Here is a 15,677-nt window from a genome sequence, read left to right on the forward strand (position 1 = left end):
GCCGTGACCTCACCGGTGAGAGGGATATCCGGCTCCCGAACGGGGCGCGCAGCTCGGCTGCCAGCCCAGCGCCCGCGAGATCCCCAGCGCCGCCAGCCGTACCGCCGGGATCAACACCGGTACCTGGGCGTCCTGTTGGGGGACCACGACCGACACGGCCGCGATGACCTGGCCGTCCGGGCCGTAGACGGGGGCCGCCACCGAGAGGGCGTCGTCGGTGACCTGACGGCTGCTCACCGCCACGCCCGTGCGCCGGACTTCGGCCAGGACCCGGCGCAACTTCCCCGGCTCCGCGAGGGTGTACGGAGTGAAGATCGCCAACGGGTCGGCGCAGTACTCCTCCTGGTCCTTCGGGTCGCTGTGGGCGAGGAGGACCAGGCCGACCCCGGTGGCGTGGAGCGGCCAGCGCGCGCCGACCCGGATGTGCACGCCGACCGACGAACGGCCCGAGATCCACTCGATGTAGACGACGTCGGAGCCGTCGCGGACCGCCAACTGGACGTTCTCGTGGGTGGCTTCGTACAGGTCCTCCAGGTACGGCAGCGCGAGCTGGCGCAGCACGACCCCGCGCGGGGCGAGCGCCGCTATCTCCCACAGCCGCAGCCCCACGTGGTAGACCCCGGCGTCGTCGCGCTCCAGCGCGCCCCACTCGGCCAGCGCGCCCACCAGGCGGTGCGTGGTGGTCAGGGACAGACCGGCCCGGCGGCTGATGTCCGTGAGGGAGAGCGCCGGGTGGTCGTGGTCGAAGGCGGCGAGCACCGACAGCAGGCGGTCGGGCGCGGAGCGGACGGCGGTCATGGCCGGTCGGCGACCTTGAGCAGCAGGGCGTGCAGCGTCTCGCGCTCCCCGGCGTCGAGCGGTCCCAGCAGGTCGTTGGTGACGCGCCGGCCCGCCTCGTCGGTGTCGCGCAGGAAGGCGCGGCCGTCCTCGGTGAGTACGACGATCTTGCCGCGCCGGTCGTCGGGGGAGGGGCGGCGCTCGGTGAGCCCCAGCTTCTCCAGGTCGTCGACCAGGCCCACGATCGCGCTCGGGTCGTAGCCGAGCCGGGTGCTCAGCTCGCGCTGGAGCGCGCCGTCGGCACCGGCGAGGTAGCGCAGCACCGCGTAGTGGCGCAGGCGCAGGCCCGACTCCTGGAGGAACGTGTTGAAGAGCTGACCCGAGCGCAGGCCAAGGCGGTACAGCAGGTAGCCCGTGTCCGCGTGCAGCCCGCGCATCCACGGCTCGTCCGAGTCGATGGGGTTCGGGGTGGCGTGCTGGCTGGTGATGGCGGGCTCCTCCGGCTCGGCGGTCAGGGATATTCCAGCATGGCGCACTCATAGATGAACAACAACTATTGACGTCACCAATTATTGCTCTTAGCTTCGATCTCGAAGTCGCACCACCCGCATCCGTTCGTGAAGGGACCTCCTCGTGCCCAGCATCGATCTCACCGGCAAGGTCGCCGTCGTCACCGGCAGCGGGCGGGGCCTCGGCCTCGCCTACGCGCACGCCCTCGCCGCCCACGGCGCCTCCGTGGTCGTCAACGACGTCGACGAGGTGGTCGCCGAGCAGGCCGTGAAGTCCATCGTCGAGGCGGGCGGCACCGCCGTCGCCGAGGTCGTCCCGGTCGGCACCACCGAGGCCGCGGAACGCCTGGTCAACCGGGCCGTGGAGGAGTTCGGGCGGCTCGACATCCTGGTCACCAACGCGGGCATCCTGCGCGACAAGGTCCTCTGGAAGATGACCGACGAGGACTTCGACGCGGTGATCACCACCCACCTCAAGGGCACCTTCACCTGCGCCCGCGCCGCCGCCGTGCGGATGCGCGAGCAGGGCGAGGGCGGCACCCTGATTCTCGTAGGCTCCCCGGCCGGACAGCGCGGCAACTTCGGGCAGACGAACTACGCCGCCGCCAAGGCAGGCATCGCTGCCTTCGCCCGCACCTGGTCCATGGAGCTGGGCCGCGCGAACATCACCGTCAACGCGATCGTGCCGGTCGCGGCCACGGCGATGACCGAGACCATCCCGGCCTTCGCCCCGTACGTCGAGGCCCTTCGCCAGGGCGTGCCCTTCCCGGACTTCCTGCGCAAGGGGGAGGGTTTCGGGACCCCGGAGGACTGCGCGGCCCTCGTCCCCTTCCTCGCCTCCGAGGCCGCCCGGGGCGTCACCGGGCAGGCCATCGGCATCGGCGGCGACAAGGTGGCACTCTGGTCCCATCCGCAGGAGATCAAGGCGGCGTACGCCGACGGCGGCTGGACCCCCGACACGCTGGCCGACGCCTTCCCCACGTCGGTCGGCGCCGAGCTCCAGACGGTCGGCATCCCGGCGCCGAAGTTCCCGGAGGCCTGATGAGCACCGAAGTTCCCGGAGGCCTGATGAACATCGAGGACCTGGTCGCCATCGACGTCCACACCCACGCGGAGGTGTCCTCCAAGGGCCACTCCTCGCTGGACGACGACCTCCACGACGCCTCCTCCGCCTACTTCAAGGTCGAGGGCAAGCGGAAGCCGACCCTGGAGGAGACGGCGGCCTACTACCGCGAGCGGAAGATGGCCGCCGTGATCTTCACGGTGGATGCCGAGTCCGCGACCGGCACCGCGCCCGTCCCGAACGAGGAGGTCGCCGAGGCGGCCGCCGCCAACTCCGACGTGCTGATCCCCTTCGCCTCCATCGACCCGTTCCGGGGTAAGGCGGGCGTGAAGCAGGCCCGGCGGCTGGTCGAGGAGTACGGGGTGAAGGGCTTCAAGTTCCACCCCAGCATCCAGGGCTTCTTCCCCAACGACCGCTCGGTGGCCTACGACCTCTACGAGGTGATCGAGGGGACGGGCACCATCGCCCTCTTCCACACCGGCCAGACCGGGATCGGGGCCGGGGTCCCGGGCGGGGGCGGGATCCGCCTGAAGTACTCCAACCCGCTCCACGTGGACGACGTGGCCGCGGACTTCCCGCACCTGAAGATCATCCTGGCGCACCCGTCCTTCCCCTGGCAGGACGAGGCCCTCGCCGTCGCCACGCACAAGCCGGGCGTGCACATCGACCTGTCCGGCTGGTCGCCGAAGTACTTCCCGCCGCAGCTCGTGCAGTACGCGAACACGCTGCTCAAGGACAAGGTCCTCTTCGGCTCCGACTTCCCCGTCCTGACCCCCGACCGCTGGCTCGCCGACTTCGAGAAGCTGTCGATCAAGGATGAGGTGAAGCCGAAGATCCTCAAGGAGAACGCCGCCCGTCTGCTCGGGCTGACCAAGCCGTAAGGGGCCCCAGATGCGCAATGAGGGACTCGGGTCATGGCCCGCACGCCGGGCCCGCAAGACCCCGCACCGCACCGCCCTGATCCACGGCGACACGACCCTCTCGTACGCCGGACTGCACACCCGTACCACCCGCCTCGCGCACGCCCTGCGCGCCCGGGGCATCCGGCGCGGCGACCGGGTCGCCTACCTCGGCCCCAACCACCCCTCCTACCTGGAGACGCTGTTCGCGGCCGGCGTCCTCGGCGCGGTCTTCGTCCCCCTCAACACCCGCCTCGCCGGACCGGAGATCGCCTACCAGCTCTCCGACTCCGGTGCCAGGGCGCTGATTTACGGCCCCGCCTCCAAAGGGCTGGTCGCCGGACTGCCGGGCAGCACCGACGTCCGTACGTACGTCGAAGTCGGCGCCGAATACGAGGAGTTGCTGGCCGCGGCGCCGACCGAGCCGATCGACGAGCCCGTCACGCCCGACGACACCTGCATCATCATGTACACCTCGGGCACGACAGGGCGTCCCAAGGGCGCGATGCTCACCCACGGCAACCTCACCTGGAACGCGATCAACGTCCTGGTCGACACCGACCTGATCGCCGACGAACGCGCCCTGGTCTCCGCGCCGTTGTTCCACACGGCGGGCCTGAACATGCTGACCCTCCCGGTGTTGCTGAAGGGCGGCACCTGCGTCCTGGTCGAGGCCTTCGACCCGAACGCGACCTTCGACCTGATCGCCCAGCACCGGATCACCTTCATGTTCGGGGTCCCGACGATGTTCGAGCAGGTGGCCCGGCATCCGCGCTGGGCGGACGCGGACCTGTCCTCCCTGCGCATCCTGACCTGCGGCGGCTCCCCGGTGTCGACACCGCTGATCGCCGCATACGGGCAGCGGGGCCTCACCTTCCTCCAGGGGTACGGCATGACGGAGGCGTCCCCCGGCACGCTGTTGCTGGACGCCGAGCACTGTGTCAGCAAGGCGGGTTCGGCGGGTCTCCCGCACTTCTTCAGTGATGTGCGCGTCGTACGACCGGACTTGGCGCCCGTCGACGTCGGCGAGACCGGCGAGGTCGTGATCCGGGGCCCGCATGTCATGCCCGGCTACTGGGGGCTGCCCGAGGAGACGGCCGCCTCCTTCACGGACGGCTGGTTCCGCAGCGGGGACGCGGCCCGCGTCGACGAGGACGGCTATGTCTTCATCGTCGACCGCATCAAGGACATGATCATCTCGGGTGGCGAGAACATCTACCCGGCCGAGATCGAGGACCTGCTCCTCTCCCACCCGGACATCGCGGAGTGCGCGGTCATCGGTGTGCCGGACGAGAAGTGGGGCGAGGTGCCGCGAGCCGTGGTCGTCCCGCGCGAGGGTCATACGCCCGACCCCGACGAGGTGCTGGCCTCCCTCTCCGGCCGCCTCGCCAAGTACAAGATCCCCAAGTCGGTGGTGATCGCGGACGAGTTGCCGCGCACCGCCTCCGGAAAGCTCCTCAAGTCCCGTGTCCGCAGTCGGTACGGCAACAGCTAAGGAACCCCATGAGCATCACCGTCAACGGCCTCGACGAACTGAAGAAGCTCGCGGGCAGCGACCTCGGCGCCAGTGAGTGGATCGAGGTCACCCAGGAGCGCATCGACACCTTCGCCGACGCCACGGGCGACCACCAGTGGATCCACGTCGACCCTGAGAAGGCGGCGGCGGGCCCCTTCGGCGCCCCCATCGCCCACGGCTACCTCACCCTGTCGCTCTTCATTCCGTTGTTCACCGAGCTGTTGGACGTCCAGGGCGTCACGACGAAGGTCAACTACGGCCTGAACAAGGTCCGTTTCCCCTCACCGGTCAAGGTCGGCTCCCGCATCCGCCTCGTCGCCAAGCTCACGGAGGTCGAGGACGTGCCGGGCGGTGTCCAGATCACCGTCGACGGAGCGATCGAGATCGAGGGCGGCGCGAAGCCGGCCGCGGTATTGCAGAGCCTGTCGCGGTTCTACGCGTAGGCCGCTTCGCAGGGGTGCCGCGATCTGCCGTCGGGCGACCGCGGCGCCGTCGTGGCTTGTCGCGCAGTTCCCCGCGCCCCTTTGGGGCGCTGTACCCGCCGGTACGCATACACGAGCAGGCTCTTCACCTTCCCGGCGACCGGCTGACCGGTTGACCGTCCAGCCGGTGCGGGAGGTCGATCCGTAGGAGCGGGCGGGTCTTGGGGAACAGCGTGCCCGTGGCGTCGTTCGAGGCGCACAGCAGGCGGGTGTCCGTCACGAAGTCGCAGCCCTGGATGTCGCGGACCGGCTTGTCCAGGGTGATCTGCCAGGCTTCCTTCAGAGAGCCGCCTTTTGGTGAGGTGGCGGGGTTCAGAAGCGGCGCCGGGAAGACCTGGAGTCTGTTCTGGTCGCCCCACTCGCCCGACACCAGCCACTGGTCGTCGGGCGAGATCGCGGCGAAGGAGTTGTTGACCTTCTCGCCGGGGTTCAGCGCGTGCGTGTACTCGTAGCGCTTCCCGGCCGGTGTGGTGACCGCGAACATCTTCGACGCGGCCGTGTCCGCGCCCTGGTAGGCGTCGAAGACATAGCCGCGCGCGATGTCCGGGTCACCCACGTGGTTCCAGCCCCGGACGCGGAGGTCCAGGGGGATGTCCGTCAGTCCGCGGTACAGCAGTGAGCCGTCCGCGTGACTGGCGAGCCCCTGGCCTCCGCCGAGGGTGTCGGTGTACGCGGTCCCCGTCTCGGCCCACCGAGGTTCACCGGTGGCCCGGGCGGGGCTCGCGTGCACGGACACGGCACCTAATAAGGCGGCCAGGACGGTGAGTTGACGCTTCATAGGATTCAGGCCCCTGCCACGTCCACGAAGATGGGGTTGGAATAGAACCACGTATCCGCCCACGGGTCACCGTCGCCGGGCTCGTGCGGAATCGGCCCGTTCGGGTCGATCGAGGCGCCGAGATAGCCCGCACCGTGCCGGTTGCCGTCGCTGCCGCGCAGCCGGACGTAGAAGGACTCGTCCCCGGCGGTCAGCGGGATGCGCAGGGTGTACGTCCCCTTCCGCCCCGACACGTCCTTCGTCTGTACGACCCTGGTGTCCGGCGCCCGCCAGCTGTCCCGGTCGCTCACCGGACCGCGCACCGCGCCCCGGATCACGTCCACGTGCGCCAACTCGGGCAGGATTCCCTGGGGGTTGGGACGGGAGGCGGTCGTGACCGTCACGTAGAGCGTGATCTTCTCCCCCTTGCGGACGCGGAGGCGGCCGCCCAGCGTGACACCCCGGCCCGCGTCGCAGTCCCGCTTCAGCCGCACGTCGAGTCCGTCGAGCAGATGCCCGTGGTCCAGCCAGACACGGCCCGCGCGCAGGCCCGCCATCACCGAGCGGTAGCCGTAGCGCGTCACACCGACGTGGGTGCGGCTGAACTCGCCCGGCCAGAAGTCGCTGCCGGGCTGCGCGGTGTCGGTGTTCACCGGGTCGGGCAGCTTGCCGGTGTTGTCGAAGTTCTGCCCGGCGGCCCAGTCGCCGTTCTTCCAGGTGTCGAAGACCGTACGGTGGTTGTCGGAGTTGGTGGTGATCGAGTACAGGCTGCCTTCGGCCAGCATCGAGTCCCACAGCCCGCCGACGGTCGCCGTCGCCCAGTCGAAACCGCCGTACGTCACGTACGCCGCCGCCGGATAGCCCGCCCAGGACTGCGCCGACGGCTTGTTCTCGTACTCGCCGCGGATGGACGTCGAGGACCGCCAGCCGGGGAGCGCCGCGCCCTGGGCGCCCGGCGCGCCCTCCATGCCGATCATGATCTCGGGGGCCGCGTCCCGCCAGGCCCGCATCTCGTGCGGGGAGTCGATGCCGAGCCGCAGCGGGTGGTTGGCGATCACGAGGACGTCGTCCACGTAGCCCGAACGGCGCTGCTCCGCCAGCCACTTGATCGCCTTGACGGCGTGCGCCTCGTTGCGGGCGGTGTCGGTCGCGCCGGCGGAGCCCTCGGTGTAGCCGAGCAGCTTGCCGTCGTAGGCCAGCTCGAACTGCGTGAGCACATCGGTCTCGTGGGGGCCGGGAGCCGCGAAGATCGTGCAGTGCTCGGCGGCCGGGATGTACCACTCCAGGCCCTGGAAGATCAGCTGCCGCGGGTTCTCCGCACGGGCCTTGACGATCTCCGCGTGCTCCAGCTTGGCACCGTAGTCGGCGTGCCCGAAGTTGGAGTGCTCGTTGAACACCATCCAGTCCAGGCCGTACTTGGCGGCGGCCTGTGCTTGCTGGGAGAAGGTGTACTTCGCGTCGTGGCTGTAGACGGAGTGCACATGGTGGTCGCCGACCAGATAGGCGAGGCGGGGGTCGTCGCCGCCGAAACCCGGCCCGCGCGAGGAAGCGAAGGCGGGAGTGGCGGCCGACCCGAGGGCGAACGCGGCGCCGAACAGGCCCGCGCTGCGCAGGAGTCCACGCCTCGACACACCCTGGGCGTCGAGGTCGGCGGGGGAGACGGACGGGTCCGCCCAGGAGGGCAGCTGTTGCTCGGTCATGGTGATCCTCGCGAAACAGGGGGTCAGTGGGTCATGAACGACGAGACGGGCAGCGCCCGCGACACGATCCGGACGTCGCCGAGACGGCCGTAGAAGATCTGGTCGATCTTGTCGGCGTAGGTGTAGCCGCCCAGCAGCCACGGCTCGCCGACCGAGGTGATCCCGACGGCCGGTGCCTTCGGGTTGCGGACGACCGGGCAGCCCTGGACGTACAGCGTGGTGTGCTTGCCGTCGTTGACGACGGCGAGGTGCCACCAGGTCTCCAGCGGTGTCTCCTGGCCCCAGTTGGTGGCGATGCCCTGCTGGTTGAGCGGGCGCATGGCCCACTGCGGCTCGCGGTCGTTGGAGAGCGAGAGCGTGGCGAGCGGCTCGTCGGGGTCGTCGCCGGTCTTGCCCGCGGCCCCGCCCGTGCCCCGTCGACTGACCAGTCCCGCCCAGGCGTTGTGGTCCGGGTCCCAGTCGGCGGGCATCCGGTAGAACACCTCGATGGTGTAACCGTCCTTGAACACCGCCGAGTTGAGCGGCGCCTTGTCGACCGTCTGCAGATACGCGCCCTTCAGCGGCGACTTGTAGCCCTGGAACTCCAGGCTGCCGTGACCGGGCTGGTCGGGGTGGTGGTCGGCGGACCAGCCGAGCGAACCGCCGCCCACCGACACGACGGTGAGATCGTTGCCGCGACCGGAGAGGTCACGGACGGTTCCGGAGGCCGCCGAATCGAAGCGCCAGTAGGCGGCCGTGCCAGGGATCAGCATCTTCGACGCGGGACGGGCCGCGCGCGCCGGCACCGGGTCGAAGCCGGCGAAGCGCGCGGCGAAGTCGATGTCGACCGTGAACCGGTCGGCGTCACCGCTGAGTTCGATCTCCTGCCGCTCCAGCTCGTTGAGGCCCTTCTTGGCCCGCCCGAGGATCCACGGGGAGACCGTCTCCACGTCGATCACACCGCGGTCGAGGTCGAAGCGGTACAGGCGGATCATGGCCGCGCCGCCGAAGTACCGGTTCTGATAGTTCGTCAGGTGCAGGTGGACGTCGTTGCCCGCCGCGTTCTTGCGGGTCGCCCGGCCGGCGGGCCAGTAGTGGCCGTTGAGGGTGAGGAAGATCTGGTCGTGGTCCTTGACCAGCTGGTCCCACAGCTGCTGCCCGTACGTCGACAACTGGTCGTCCTCGACGACGAGTTCGTGCGTCGTCAGGATCACCGGCGTCTTGGGATGGGCGGCCAGGACGCTCTTCGCCCAGGCGTACCCCTTGTCCGACAGCCGCCAGTCCAGCGCCAGCACCAGCCACTCCCGGCCCGCGGCCCGGAAGAGGTGGTAGCTGTTGTAGCCGTCGTCGGAGGCGCCGCCGAAGGTCTTGTGGCCCTTGAACCGGGAGGGCCCGAAGGTGTCCAGATACGGCGTCGCACCGCGCTGGTCGGTGGTCGACGACTTCACATCGTGGTTGCCCGCGAGGACGCTGTAGCCCACGCCCCGCCGGTCCAGCAGCTCGAACGCCTCGCCGATCGCGGCGAATTCGGCCGTCGCGCCGTTCTGCGTGAGGTCGCCGAGGTGGGACAGGAAGACGATGTTCTCGTCCTTCCCGTGCTCCAACAGGTAGCGCAGCGAGGCCTCGACGGGCGTCTTGTCGATGCTCGGCCCGTCGAAGAGGTACTGCGTGTCGGGCATCACGGCGAGCGTGAAGCGCCGGCTCTCGGCGTCGGGACGCCAGCCGGACACGGAGGCGGGAGCGGCCTGAGCCACTGCGGGCAGGGCGGCCCCGGCGGTGGCCGCGGCCCCCAACAGCGCCGTGGCCCGCAGGAAACTGCGCCGGCCGGCACCGGCCTGCGCGGCCTCCTGGCCCTGGTCGTGCTCATGCGAAGTACACACGTGTGCTCCAAAACGGACGTGAGAAAGCAGAGGGGGATGCAGAGGGGATCAGAGCGCGCGCAGCGTCCAGCTCCAGCGGTGGACGCCCGGTGCGACGAGATAGGAGGCGGAGGTGTCCGGACCGCACGAGGCGGTGCCGAGCCCGCGATGGGCCGCGTCGATGTGCACCACACAGCCCGCCCGGGGGACCAGCTCGTCGTGGTGCGCCACGCCGGAGAGGCCCTCCGCGCGATACCGGCCCACCCCGACCTGGCGCGGTTCGTCCAGGACGACCGCGAGACCCGTCGCGTCCGGCGCCGACAGCGTGAACCGTCGTACGCCGTGCCGCCCGCCGCTCTCCTGCGGGCGCAGATAAGGAGTGAACAACTCGTCGACCGGCATCGAGTGATGCCCCACCGGCGCCCCGAAGGCGCGGTCCGGATACGACTCCCAGGGGCCCTGTCCGTACCACTCCATGAGGTCGAGCCCGGCCACCGTCTCGAACACGGAACCCACCCGGGCCACGTCGTCGAGCCCCTCGGGGAGGTCGGCCGACTCCTCGACGCGGATGCCGCCCTCGACCGCGGTGAACACCTGGACATGGCGCACGGCGCCCGCCTCGGTGGCGTACTCCGCCTGCACGGTGACCCGGCCGCCGTTCCGGCGCACGTCCGTCACCTTGCGCACCGGCGCGTCGAGCCCCCAGGCCCGCCAGCGCAGTCCCAGTCCGCCCAGCTCGTCGTTGTCGGTGGGCGCCCGCCACAGCGAGAGGGCGGGGGCGGACACCAGCAGCGGGTGGACGAGAAGACCGTCGTCATCGACCTCGACGAAACGGTTCTCCACACCAACCGGAGCCTGCGCCGACGCCTCCCGCAACCGCACCTGAGGCAGACACACCACCGTCCCGCGCGGCCCCCAGACCTCGTCCCCGGCCGTCGTCACCCGCAGCGTCAGCCACGCCTCGCCGCCCTCCTCGGGCAGTTCGAAGGGCAGCGGCACCGCCGCGGTCTCACCGGGCCGCAGGTCCGGCAGCTCGGCGGGCGCGGTCAGCGTCCCGCCCTCGGTCAGGGACAGCTCCCACTCCGCCGCGAGCCAGTCGAGGCCGCGGAAGTGCTGGTGGTTGCCGAGGACGATGCCCTCGTGATTGTGGCACGCGATCCGCACCGGCGCCGCGATCTCCCGGTGCTCGTACATCACCGGCTTGGGCGTGCGGTCCGGGAACACCACGCCGTCCGCGATGAACGCGCCGTCGTGGATCGGTTCACCGAAGTCGCCGCCGTACGCCCAGCGGTACCCGGGCGCGGCGACACCGTTGTCATAGAGCCCGGCGCCCCCACGCCCGACCGGTCTGCCGTCGTTCACGCCCTGAAGAATTCCGTGGTCCCAGAACTCCCAGATGAACCCGCCCTGAAGTCCCGGAGTGGACTCGATGGCCGCCCAGTGGTCGGCCAGTGTGCCGTTGCTGTTGCCCATGGCGTGCGAGTACTCGCACCAGATCAGCGGCTTGGTCTGGCGCCCCGAGAGCGCGTGCTCGACGCACTCCTCCAGCGAGGCGTACATGGGACAGGCGATGTCGGTCGCGTCACCGGTCGCCGCCCAGTCGAGCTTGGCGGCCCCCTCGTACTGGATCGGCCGGGTCGGGTCGTGCCGCCGCACCCAGCCGGCGGCCGCGTCGTGGTTGGCGCCGTAGTCGGACTCGTTGCCCAGCGACCACACGATGACCGACGGGTGGTTCTTGTCCCGCAGCACCATCCGCGCGACCCGGTCCACGAAGGCGTTCAGATAGCGCGGGTCGTCGGCGATCTCGTGGGCGTGGTCGTGCGACTCGATGTCCGCCTCGTCGACGACGTAGAAGCCGAGTTCGTCGGCGAGGTCGTAGAGCGCGGGGTCGCCCGGGTAGTGGGAGGTGCGGATCGCGTTGAACCCGAACCGCTTGAGCGTGATCAGGTCCGCGCGCATGTCGTCGTACGACACCGTGCGCCCGGTCAGCGGGTGGAAGTCGTGCCGGTTCACGCCCCGGATGAACACCCGCTCGCCGTTGACCAGCAGGTCCCGCCCGACGATCTCGACGTCCCGGAAGCCGATCCGGTGGCGGGAGGTGTCGGCGACCGTGCCGTCGGCGCGGTGCAGGCGGACCGTCAGGTCGTACAGCTCGGGCGTCTCGGCGGTCCAGGTGCGGACGTCCGGCACGGTGGCCACGAGACGCGCCTCGCCGAGGAAGTCGGAGACCCGGTCGTCCTCGACGTTGAACCGGTCGAACTCCGCGTCCTGCGCCAACGCGAGACCGTCCAGCTCCCCGCTGACGTACCACCCTTCGGGCAGCGCGCCCCCCGAGTCCCGTACGACGCAGTCGACCCGCAGCGAACCGTCGCGGGAGGCCCGTACGGTCACGTCGGACAGCCGCAGCGGATCCGTCGCGTACAGCAGCACCGAGCGCGTGATCCCGCCGTGCCACCACTGGTCCTGGTCCTCGATGTGCGAGGCGTCCGACCACTTGACGACCGTCAGCCGTACGACGCTCCGCGCGCCGGCGCTCACCAGTCCCGTCAGGTCGAACTCGGCCGCGAGGTGGGAGTCCTTGGAGATCCCGACGGGCCGCCCGTCCACGTGCACGAGGAGCACGCTCTCGGCGGCCCCGACCTGGAGCACGATCCGGCGTCCGGCCCACTCGGCGGGGATGTCGACCTGTCGCTCGTACACACCCGTCGGGTTTGCGTATACAGGAGACAGTGGGGGGTATTCCGCGAACGGCATACGGACGTTGGTGTACTGCGGACGGTCGTCCGTGTCCTGCATGGTCCATACACCCGGCACGTGTGCCGAGGACCAGGAGCCGCCGACCGGCGCGTCCGGAGTGGGCAGCAGCTGGAAGCGCCAGTCGCCGTCCAGGGGGAGTGCTCCGGTGCGCCGGTCGACGGCGTTCATGGGCAGCCGCCCCCAGGAGGTCACCTCGGGTGACTCCCAGGGGCGCAGAGCCAGCAGCGGATCATTCGTCATCCGCGGACGGCTCCCTTCGCGAGGTCGCCGATGATCTGCTTGGCGCCGATCGCGAACACGATCAGCAGCGGGATGAGGGCGAGCAGGGCGCCGGTCATCACGATGCCGTAGTCGGTGGTGCCGTGGGTGCCGTTGAGCTGGGACAGCGCGACCTGGAGGGTCACGTTGTTCGGGTTGGTCAGGGCGATCAGGGGCCAGGCGAAGTCGTTCCACTGGCCCATGAAGGTGAAGATGCCGAGGAAGGCGAGACCGGGGCGGACCACCGGGAGCGCCACGTGCCAGTACTGGCGCAGGAAGTTCGCGCCGTCCAGCTTGGAGGCGTCGAGCAGCTCGTCGTGGATGGCGGACTTCATGTACTGGCGCATCCAGAAGATGCCGAAGGCGTTGGCCGCGGCCGGCACGATCAGCGCGGTCATCGAGCCGATCCAGCCGATCTTCGCCATGATCACGAACTGCGGGATGACCGAGAGCTGCGCGGGCACCATGAAGATGACCATGAGCAGCCCGAACAGCACGTTCTTGCCCGGGAACTCGAACTTCGCGAAGACGAAGGCCGCGAGCGAGTCGAAGAGCAGGACCAGGAAGGTCACCGACACCGCGACGATCAGCGAGTTCCACATCGACCCGAAGAAGTCGATGGCGTCGAAGAGATTGCGGACGTTCTCCAGGAAGTGCGTGCCCGGCAGCAGCTTGGGCGGGTAGGAGAAGATCTCCGACGAGCTGTGCGTCGACATGATCACGGCCCAGTAGAACGGGAAGGCCGAGATCAGGGTGCCGATGATCAGCGGGAGGTGCAGCGCGATCCCTCTGCGGCGGGACCCCTTGATGGAGGACATGATGGGCCCTTCCTACTCGCCCCGGCGCTGCACGAGGCGCCAGTTGATGATCGAGAAGAGCACGACGACCAGGAAGATGCCCCAGGCCACCGCGGCTCCGTAGCCGAAGTCGTTGTTGTCGAAGGTCTGCTGGAAGAAGTAGAGGACCATGGTCTGGCCCGAGTGGCCCGGACCGCCCGCGAACGTCGAGTCGTTGGACGAGGTCTGGAGGAGGACCTGCGGTTCGGAGAAGCTCTGCAGGCCGGTGACGGTCGAGACGACGAGCACGAACAGCAGGGTGGGCCGCAGCAGCGGGAGCGTGATCCGGAAGAAGGTCTGGATCGGCCCGGCGCCGTCCACGCGGGCCGCCTCGTACAGCTCGCCCGGGATGGTCTGGAGTCCGGCGAGGAAGATGATCGCGTTGTAGCCGGTCCACTGCCAGGTCATCAGGGCCGCGATGGTGATCTTGATGCCCCAGGGGGTGTTCAGCCAGGCCACCTGGTCGAGCCCGACCCCGTGCAGGACGGCGTTGATCACACCGTTGTTGGTGGAGAAGATCGAGCCGAAGACGATCGCGATGGCGACCACCGAGGTGACGTTCGGCAGGAAGTACGCGACCCGGTACAGGCCCTTGAAGCGGACCGCCGAGTTGAGCATCACGGCCGTGATCATCGCCAGGAAGATCATGGGGAAGGTGGCCAGCGCCCAGATGATGATCGTGTTGCCGATCGAGTTCCAGAAGTCGCTGTCGCTCAGCAGGTACTGGTACTGCGAGAGTCCGGCCCACTCCATCGAGCCGAGGCCGTCCCAGCGGTGGAAGGACAGATAGAGCGAGAAGCCGACCGGGAAGAGGCCGAAGGCGAGGAAGATCAGATAGAAGGGGGAGATCGCGGCGTACAGGTGCCAGTACTTGCGCAGGCCCTTCTTGGGCTGCGCGGGCGACGGCTGTGCCACCGCGGGCGGGGTCTGCTCCAGGACGGCCATCAGTAGCTCACCCCCAGGTGCTTCGCGATGCGACGGCACTTGCTCATGGCGTCACTCCAGGCCTTCTTGGGGTCCTTGCCGAGGACGCCGACGTTCTTGATCTCGTCCTTGATGGGCTGCCCGAGGGCGACATCGAAGGGGCTGTTGTAGGCGACCACGATCTTCTGCGCGGCCGGCCCGAAGACGTCGGTGGTGACCTGGCCGCCGAAGAAGGGGTCGGGCTCCTGCATCTGCTTGAGCCCGTAGGAGGCGGGCGTCGAGGGGAAGAGACCCGCGTCGACGTAACCCTGCGCCTGGTTGGCCGCGTTGAGCATCCAGGCGATGATCTGGAAGGCCTGCTCGGGCTCCCGGCACTCCTTGGTGATCGACAGGAACGAACCGCCGTTGTTGGCGGGGCTCACGGGCATCTGCGCCACCCGCCACCTGCCCTTGGTCTTCGGCACACCGTTCTTGATGTCGAAGGCGGCCCAGGATGCGCCCAGTTGGCTCGGCAGCTTGCCGTCCTGGATGGCGGAGAGCTGGTCCGGGGTGCCGTTGACCAGGTCCGAGACGATCTTCCGTTGCTTGGCCTCGACGGCCAACGCCCAGGCCCGGCGCACGTGTTCCTGGTCGCCGATGAAGTGGCGGTCCTTGTCGACGTACCGCTTGGAGCCCTGGTTGACGACGTTCTCGAAGACGGAGTTGACGTCGGTGAGCAGCTTGGCGGCCGGGATCCGCTTGCCCAACTGCACGCCCGCGTCGAAGAACTTCTCCCAGGTGTCGAGCTGCGAGGTCACGTCGTCGGGCTCGTACGGCAGTCCCGCCTTGCGGAAGACGTCGTACTGGTAGAAGTGCCCGACCGGACCGCAGTCGATCGGGAAGCCGACCATCGTGCCGTCGTCGGCGATGCCCTGGTCCCACTTCCAGGACAGGTACTGGGACTTGTACTTCTCCGCGCCCAGCGTCCTCAGGTCGATGAACTGGTCCGCGTTCGGCAGGTAGGCGGCCATGTCCTCGCCCTTGAGCCCCGCGATGTCGGGGATGTGGGCCCGGCCGGTGATCGTGGTGATCAGCTTGGAGCGGTACTGGCCGCCGATCTGGATGGCCTCCAGATCGACCGAACTGTCGTAGCGGGCCTTGGCGTTCTTGACGACGGTGTCGCTCAGACCGCCGCTCCAGTACCACAGGACCATGTTCCGGCCGGTCGAGCCGGTCGGAACGGCACAGCCGGTCGCCAGACCGCCGAGTGCCGCGGCGGCTGTACCGGCGATGCCTGCGGAGGCATCGGCGGCCCCTCACGCCGTGACCTCCGAGGGCGGAGCGGGCTACGGGCCCTCCACGCTCGCGGGCAACGCCCGGAT

12 protein-coding genes and 1 pseudogene are annotated in these 15,677 nt (G+C 69.4%); 4 read left to right on the plus strand and 9 right to left on the minus strand.

Features of this window, described 5'->3' with window-relative positions; translation table 11 throughout:
- Positions 1-9: 9 nt before the first annotated feature.
- Complete coding sequence (locus ABZ896_RS16880; protein WP_360928619.1) at positions 10-798, minus strand: IclR family transcriptional regulator; 789 nt, start codon at positions 796-798, stop codon at positions 10-12.
- Positions 795-1,214, minus strand: coding sequence for a MarR family transcriptional regulator (locus ABZ896_RS16885; protein ID WP_360928656.1), 420 nt, complete (start codon positions 1,212-1,214; stop codon positions 795-797). Before ABZ896_RS16885 ends, ABZ896_RS16880 begins: the two co-directional genes overlap by 4 nt.
- Positions 1,215-1,410: 196 nt before the next feature.
- On the opposite strand from ABZ896_RS16885, the gene ABZ896_RS16890 reads away from it, so the two are divergent.
- The 4 genes from ABZ896_RS16890 to ABZ896_RS16905 are packed head-to-tail and all read left to right on the plus strand — an operon-like array spanning position 1,411 to position 5,207.
- The gene (locus ABZ896_RS16890; protein ID WP_360928622.1) at positions 1,411-2,328 is read left to right on the plus strand and encodes an SDR family oxidoreductase; all 918 of its coding nucleotides are present in this window, start codon (positions 1,411-1,413) and stop codon (positions 2,326-2,328) included.
- Between the two features lie 26 nt (positions 2,329-2,354).
- The gene (locus ABZ896_RS16895) at positions 2,355-3,230 is read left to right on the plus strand and encodes an amidohydrolase family protein (RefSeq protein WP_360928659.1); all 876 of its coding nucleotides are present in this window, start codon (positions 2,355-2,357) and stop codon (positions 3,228-3,230) included.
- A 10-nt stretch (positions 3,231-3,240) separates the two neighbouring features.
- Entirely contained in the window at positions 3,241-4,743 is a 1,503-nt protein-coding gene (gene menE, locus ABZ896_RS16900) for an o-succinylbenzoate--CoA ligase (protein WP_360928625.1), read from the plus strand.
- Between the two features lie 8 nt (positions 4,744-4,751).
- Positions 4,752-5,207: a MaoC family dehydratase gene (locus ABZ896_RS16905; protein ID WP_360928628.1), complete on the plus strand. Its 456-nt coding sequence runs from the start codon at positions 4,752-4,754 to the stop codon at positions 5,205-5,207.
- 142 nt (positions 5,208-5,349) lie between these two features.
- Here the strand turns inward: ABZ896_RS16905 and ABZ896_RS16910 are convergent.
- The 7 genes and pseudogenes from ABZ896_RS16910 to ABZ896_RS16940 all read right to left on the minus strand — a co-directional run.
- Positions 5,350-6,024: pseudogene (locus ABZ896_RS16910) on the minus strand (hypothetical protein); the annotation flags it as partial.
- A gap of 5 nt (positions 6,025-6,029) precedes the next feature.
- A complete protein-coding gene (locus ABZ896_RS16915) occupies positions 6,030-7,703 on the minus strand; it encodes a PHP domain-containing protein (protein ID WP_360928630.1) in 1,674 nt (557 codons plus the stop codon).
- A gap of 23 nt (positions 7,704-7,726) precedes the next feature.
- Positions 7,727-9,562, minus strand: a complete 1,836-nt coding sequence (locus tag ABZ896_RS16920) for a LamG-like jellyroll fold domain-containing protein (RefSeq protein WP_360928633.1) — start codon at positions 9,560-9,562, stop codon at positions 7,727-7,729.
- 48 nt (positions 9,563-9,610) lie between these two features.
- Positions 9,611-12,538, minus strand: coding sequence for a glycoside hydrolase family 2 TIM barrel-domain containing protein (locus ABZ896_RS16925; RefSeq protein WP_360928636.1), 2,928 nt, complete (start codon positions 12,536-12,538; stop codon positions 9,611-9,613).
- On the minus strand, positions 12,535-13,374 hold the full coding sequence (locus tag ABZ896_RS16930; protein ID WP_360928642.1) for a carbohydrate ABC transporter permease: 840 nt from the start codon (positions 13,372-13,374) through the stop codon (positions 12,535-12,537). The genes ABZ896_RS16925 and ABZ896_RS16930 overlap by 4 nt, the downstream gene beginning before the upstream one ends.
- Before the next feature lie 12 nt (positions 13,375-13,386).
- Positions 13,387-14,337: a sugar ABC transporter permease gene (locus ABZ896_RS16935; protein WP_360928644.1), complete on the minus strand. Its 951-nt coding sequence runs from the start codon at positions 14,335-14,337 to the stop codon at positions 13,387-13,389.
- A complete protein-coding gene (locus ABZ896_RS16940) occupies positions 14,337-15,509 on the minus strand; it encodes an extracellular solute-binding protein (protein ID WP_360928647.1) in 1,173 nt (390 codons plus the stop codon). The genes ABZ896_RS16935 and ABZ896_RS16940 overlap by 1 nt, the downstream gene beginning before the upstream one ends.
- Positions 15,510-15,677: the final 168 nt, after the last annotated feature.

Origin of the sequence: Streptomyces sp. NPDC047072 (assembly GCF_040643855.1) — a bacterium.
In the GTDB taxonomy this organism is placed as follows: Bacteria; Actinomycetota; Actinomycetes; order Streptomycetales; family Streptomycetaceae; genus Streptomyces.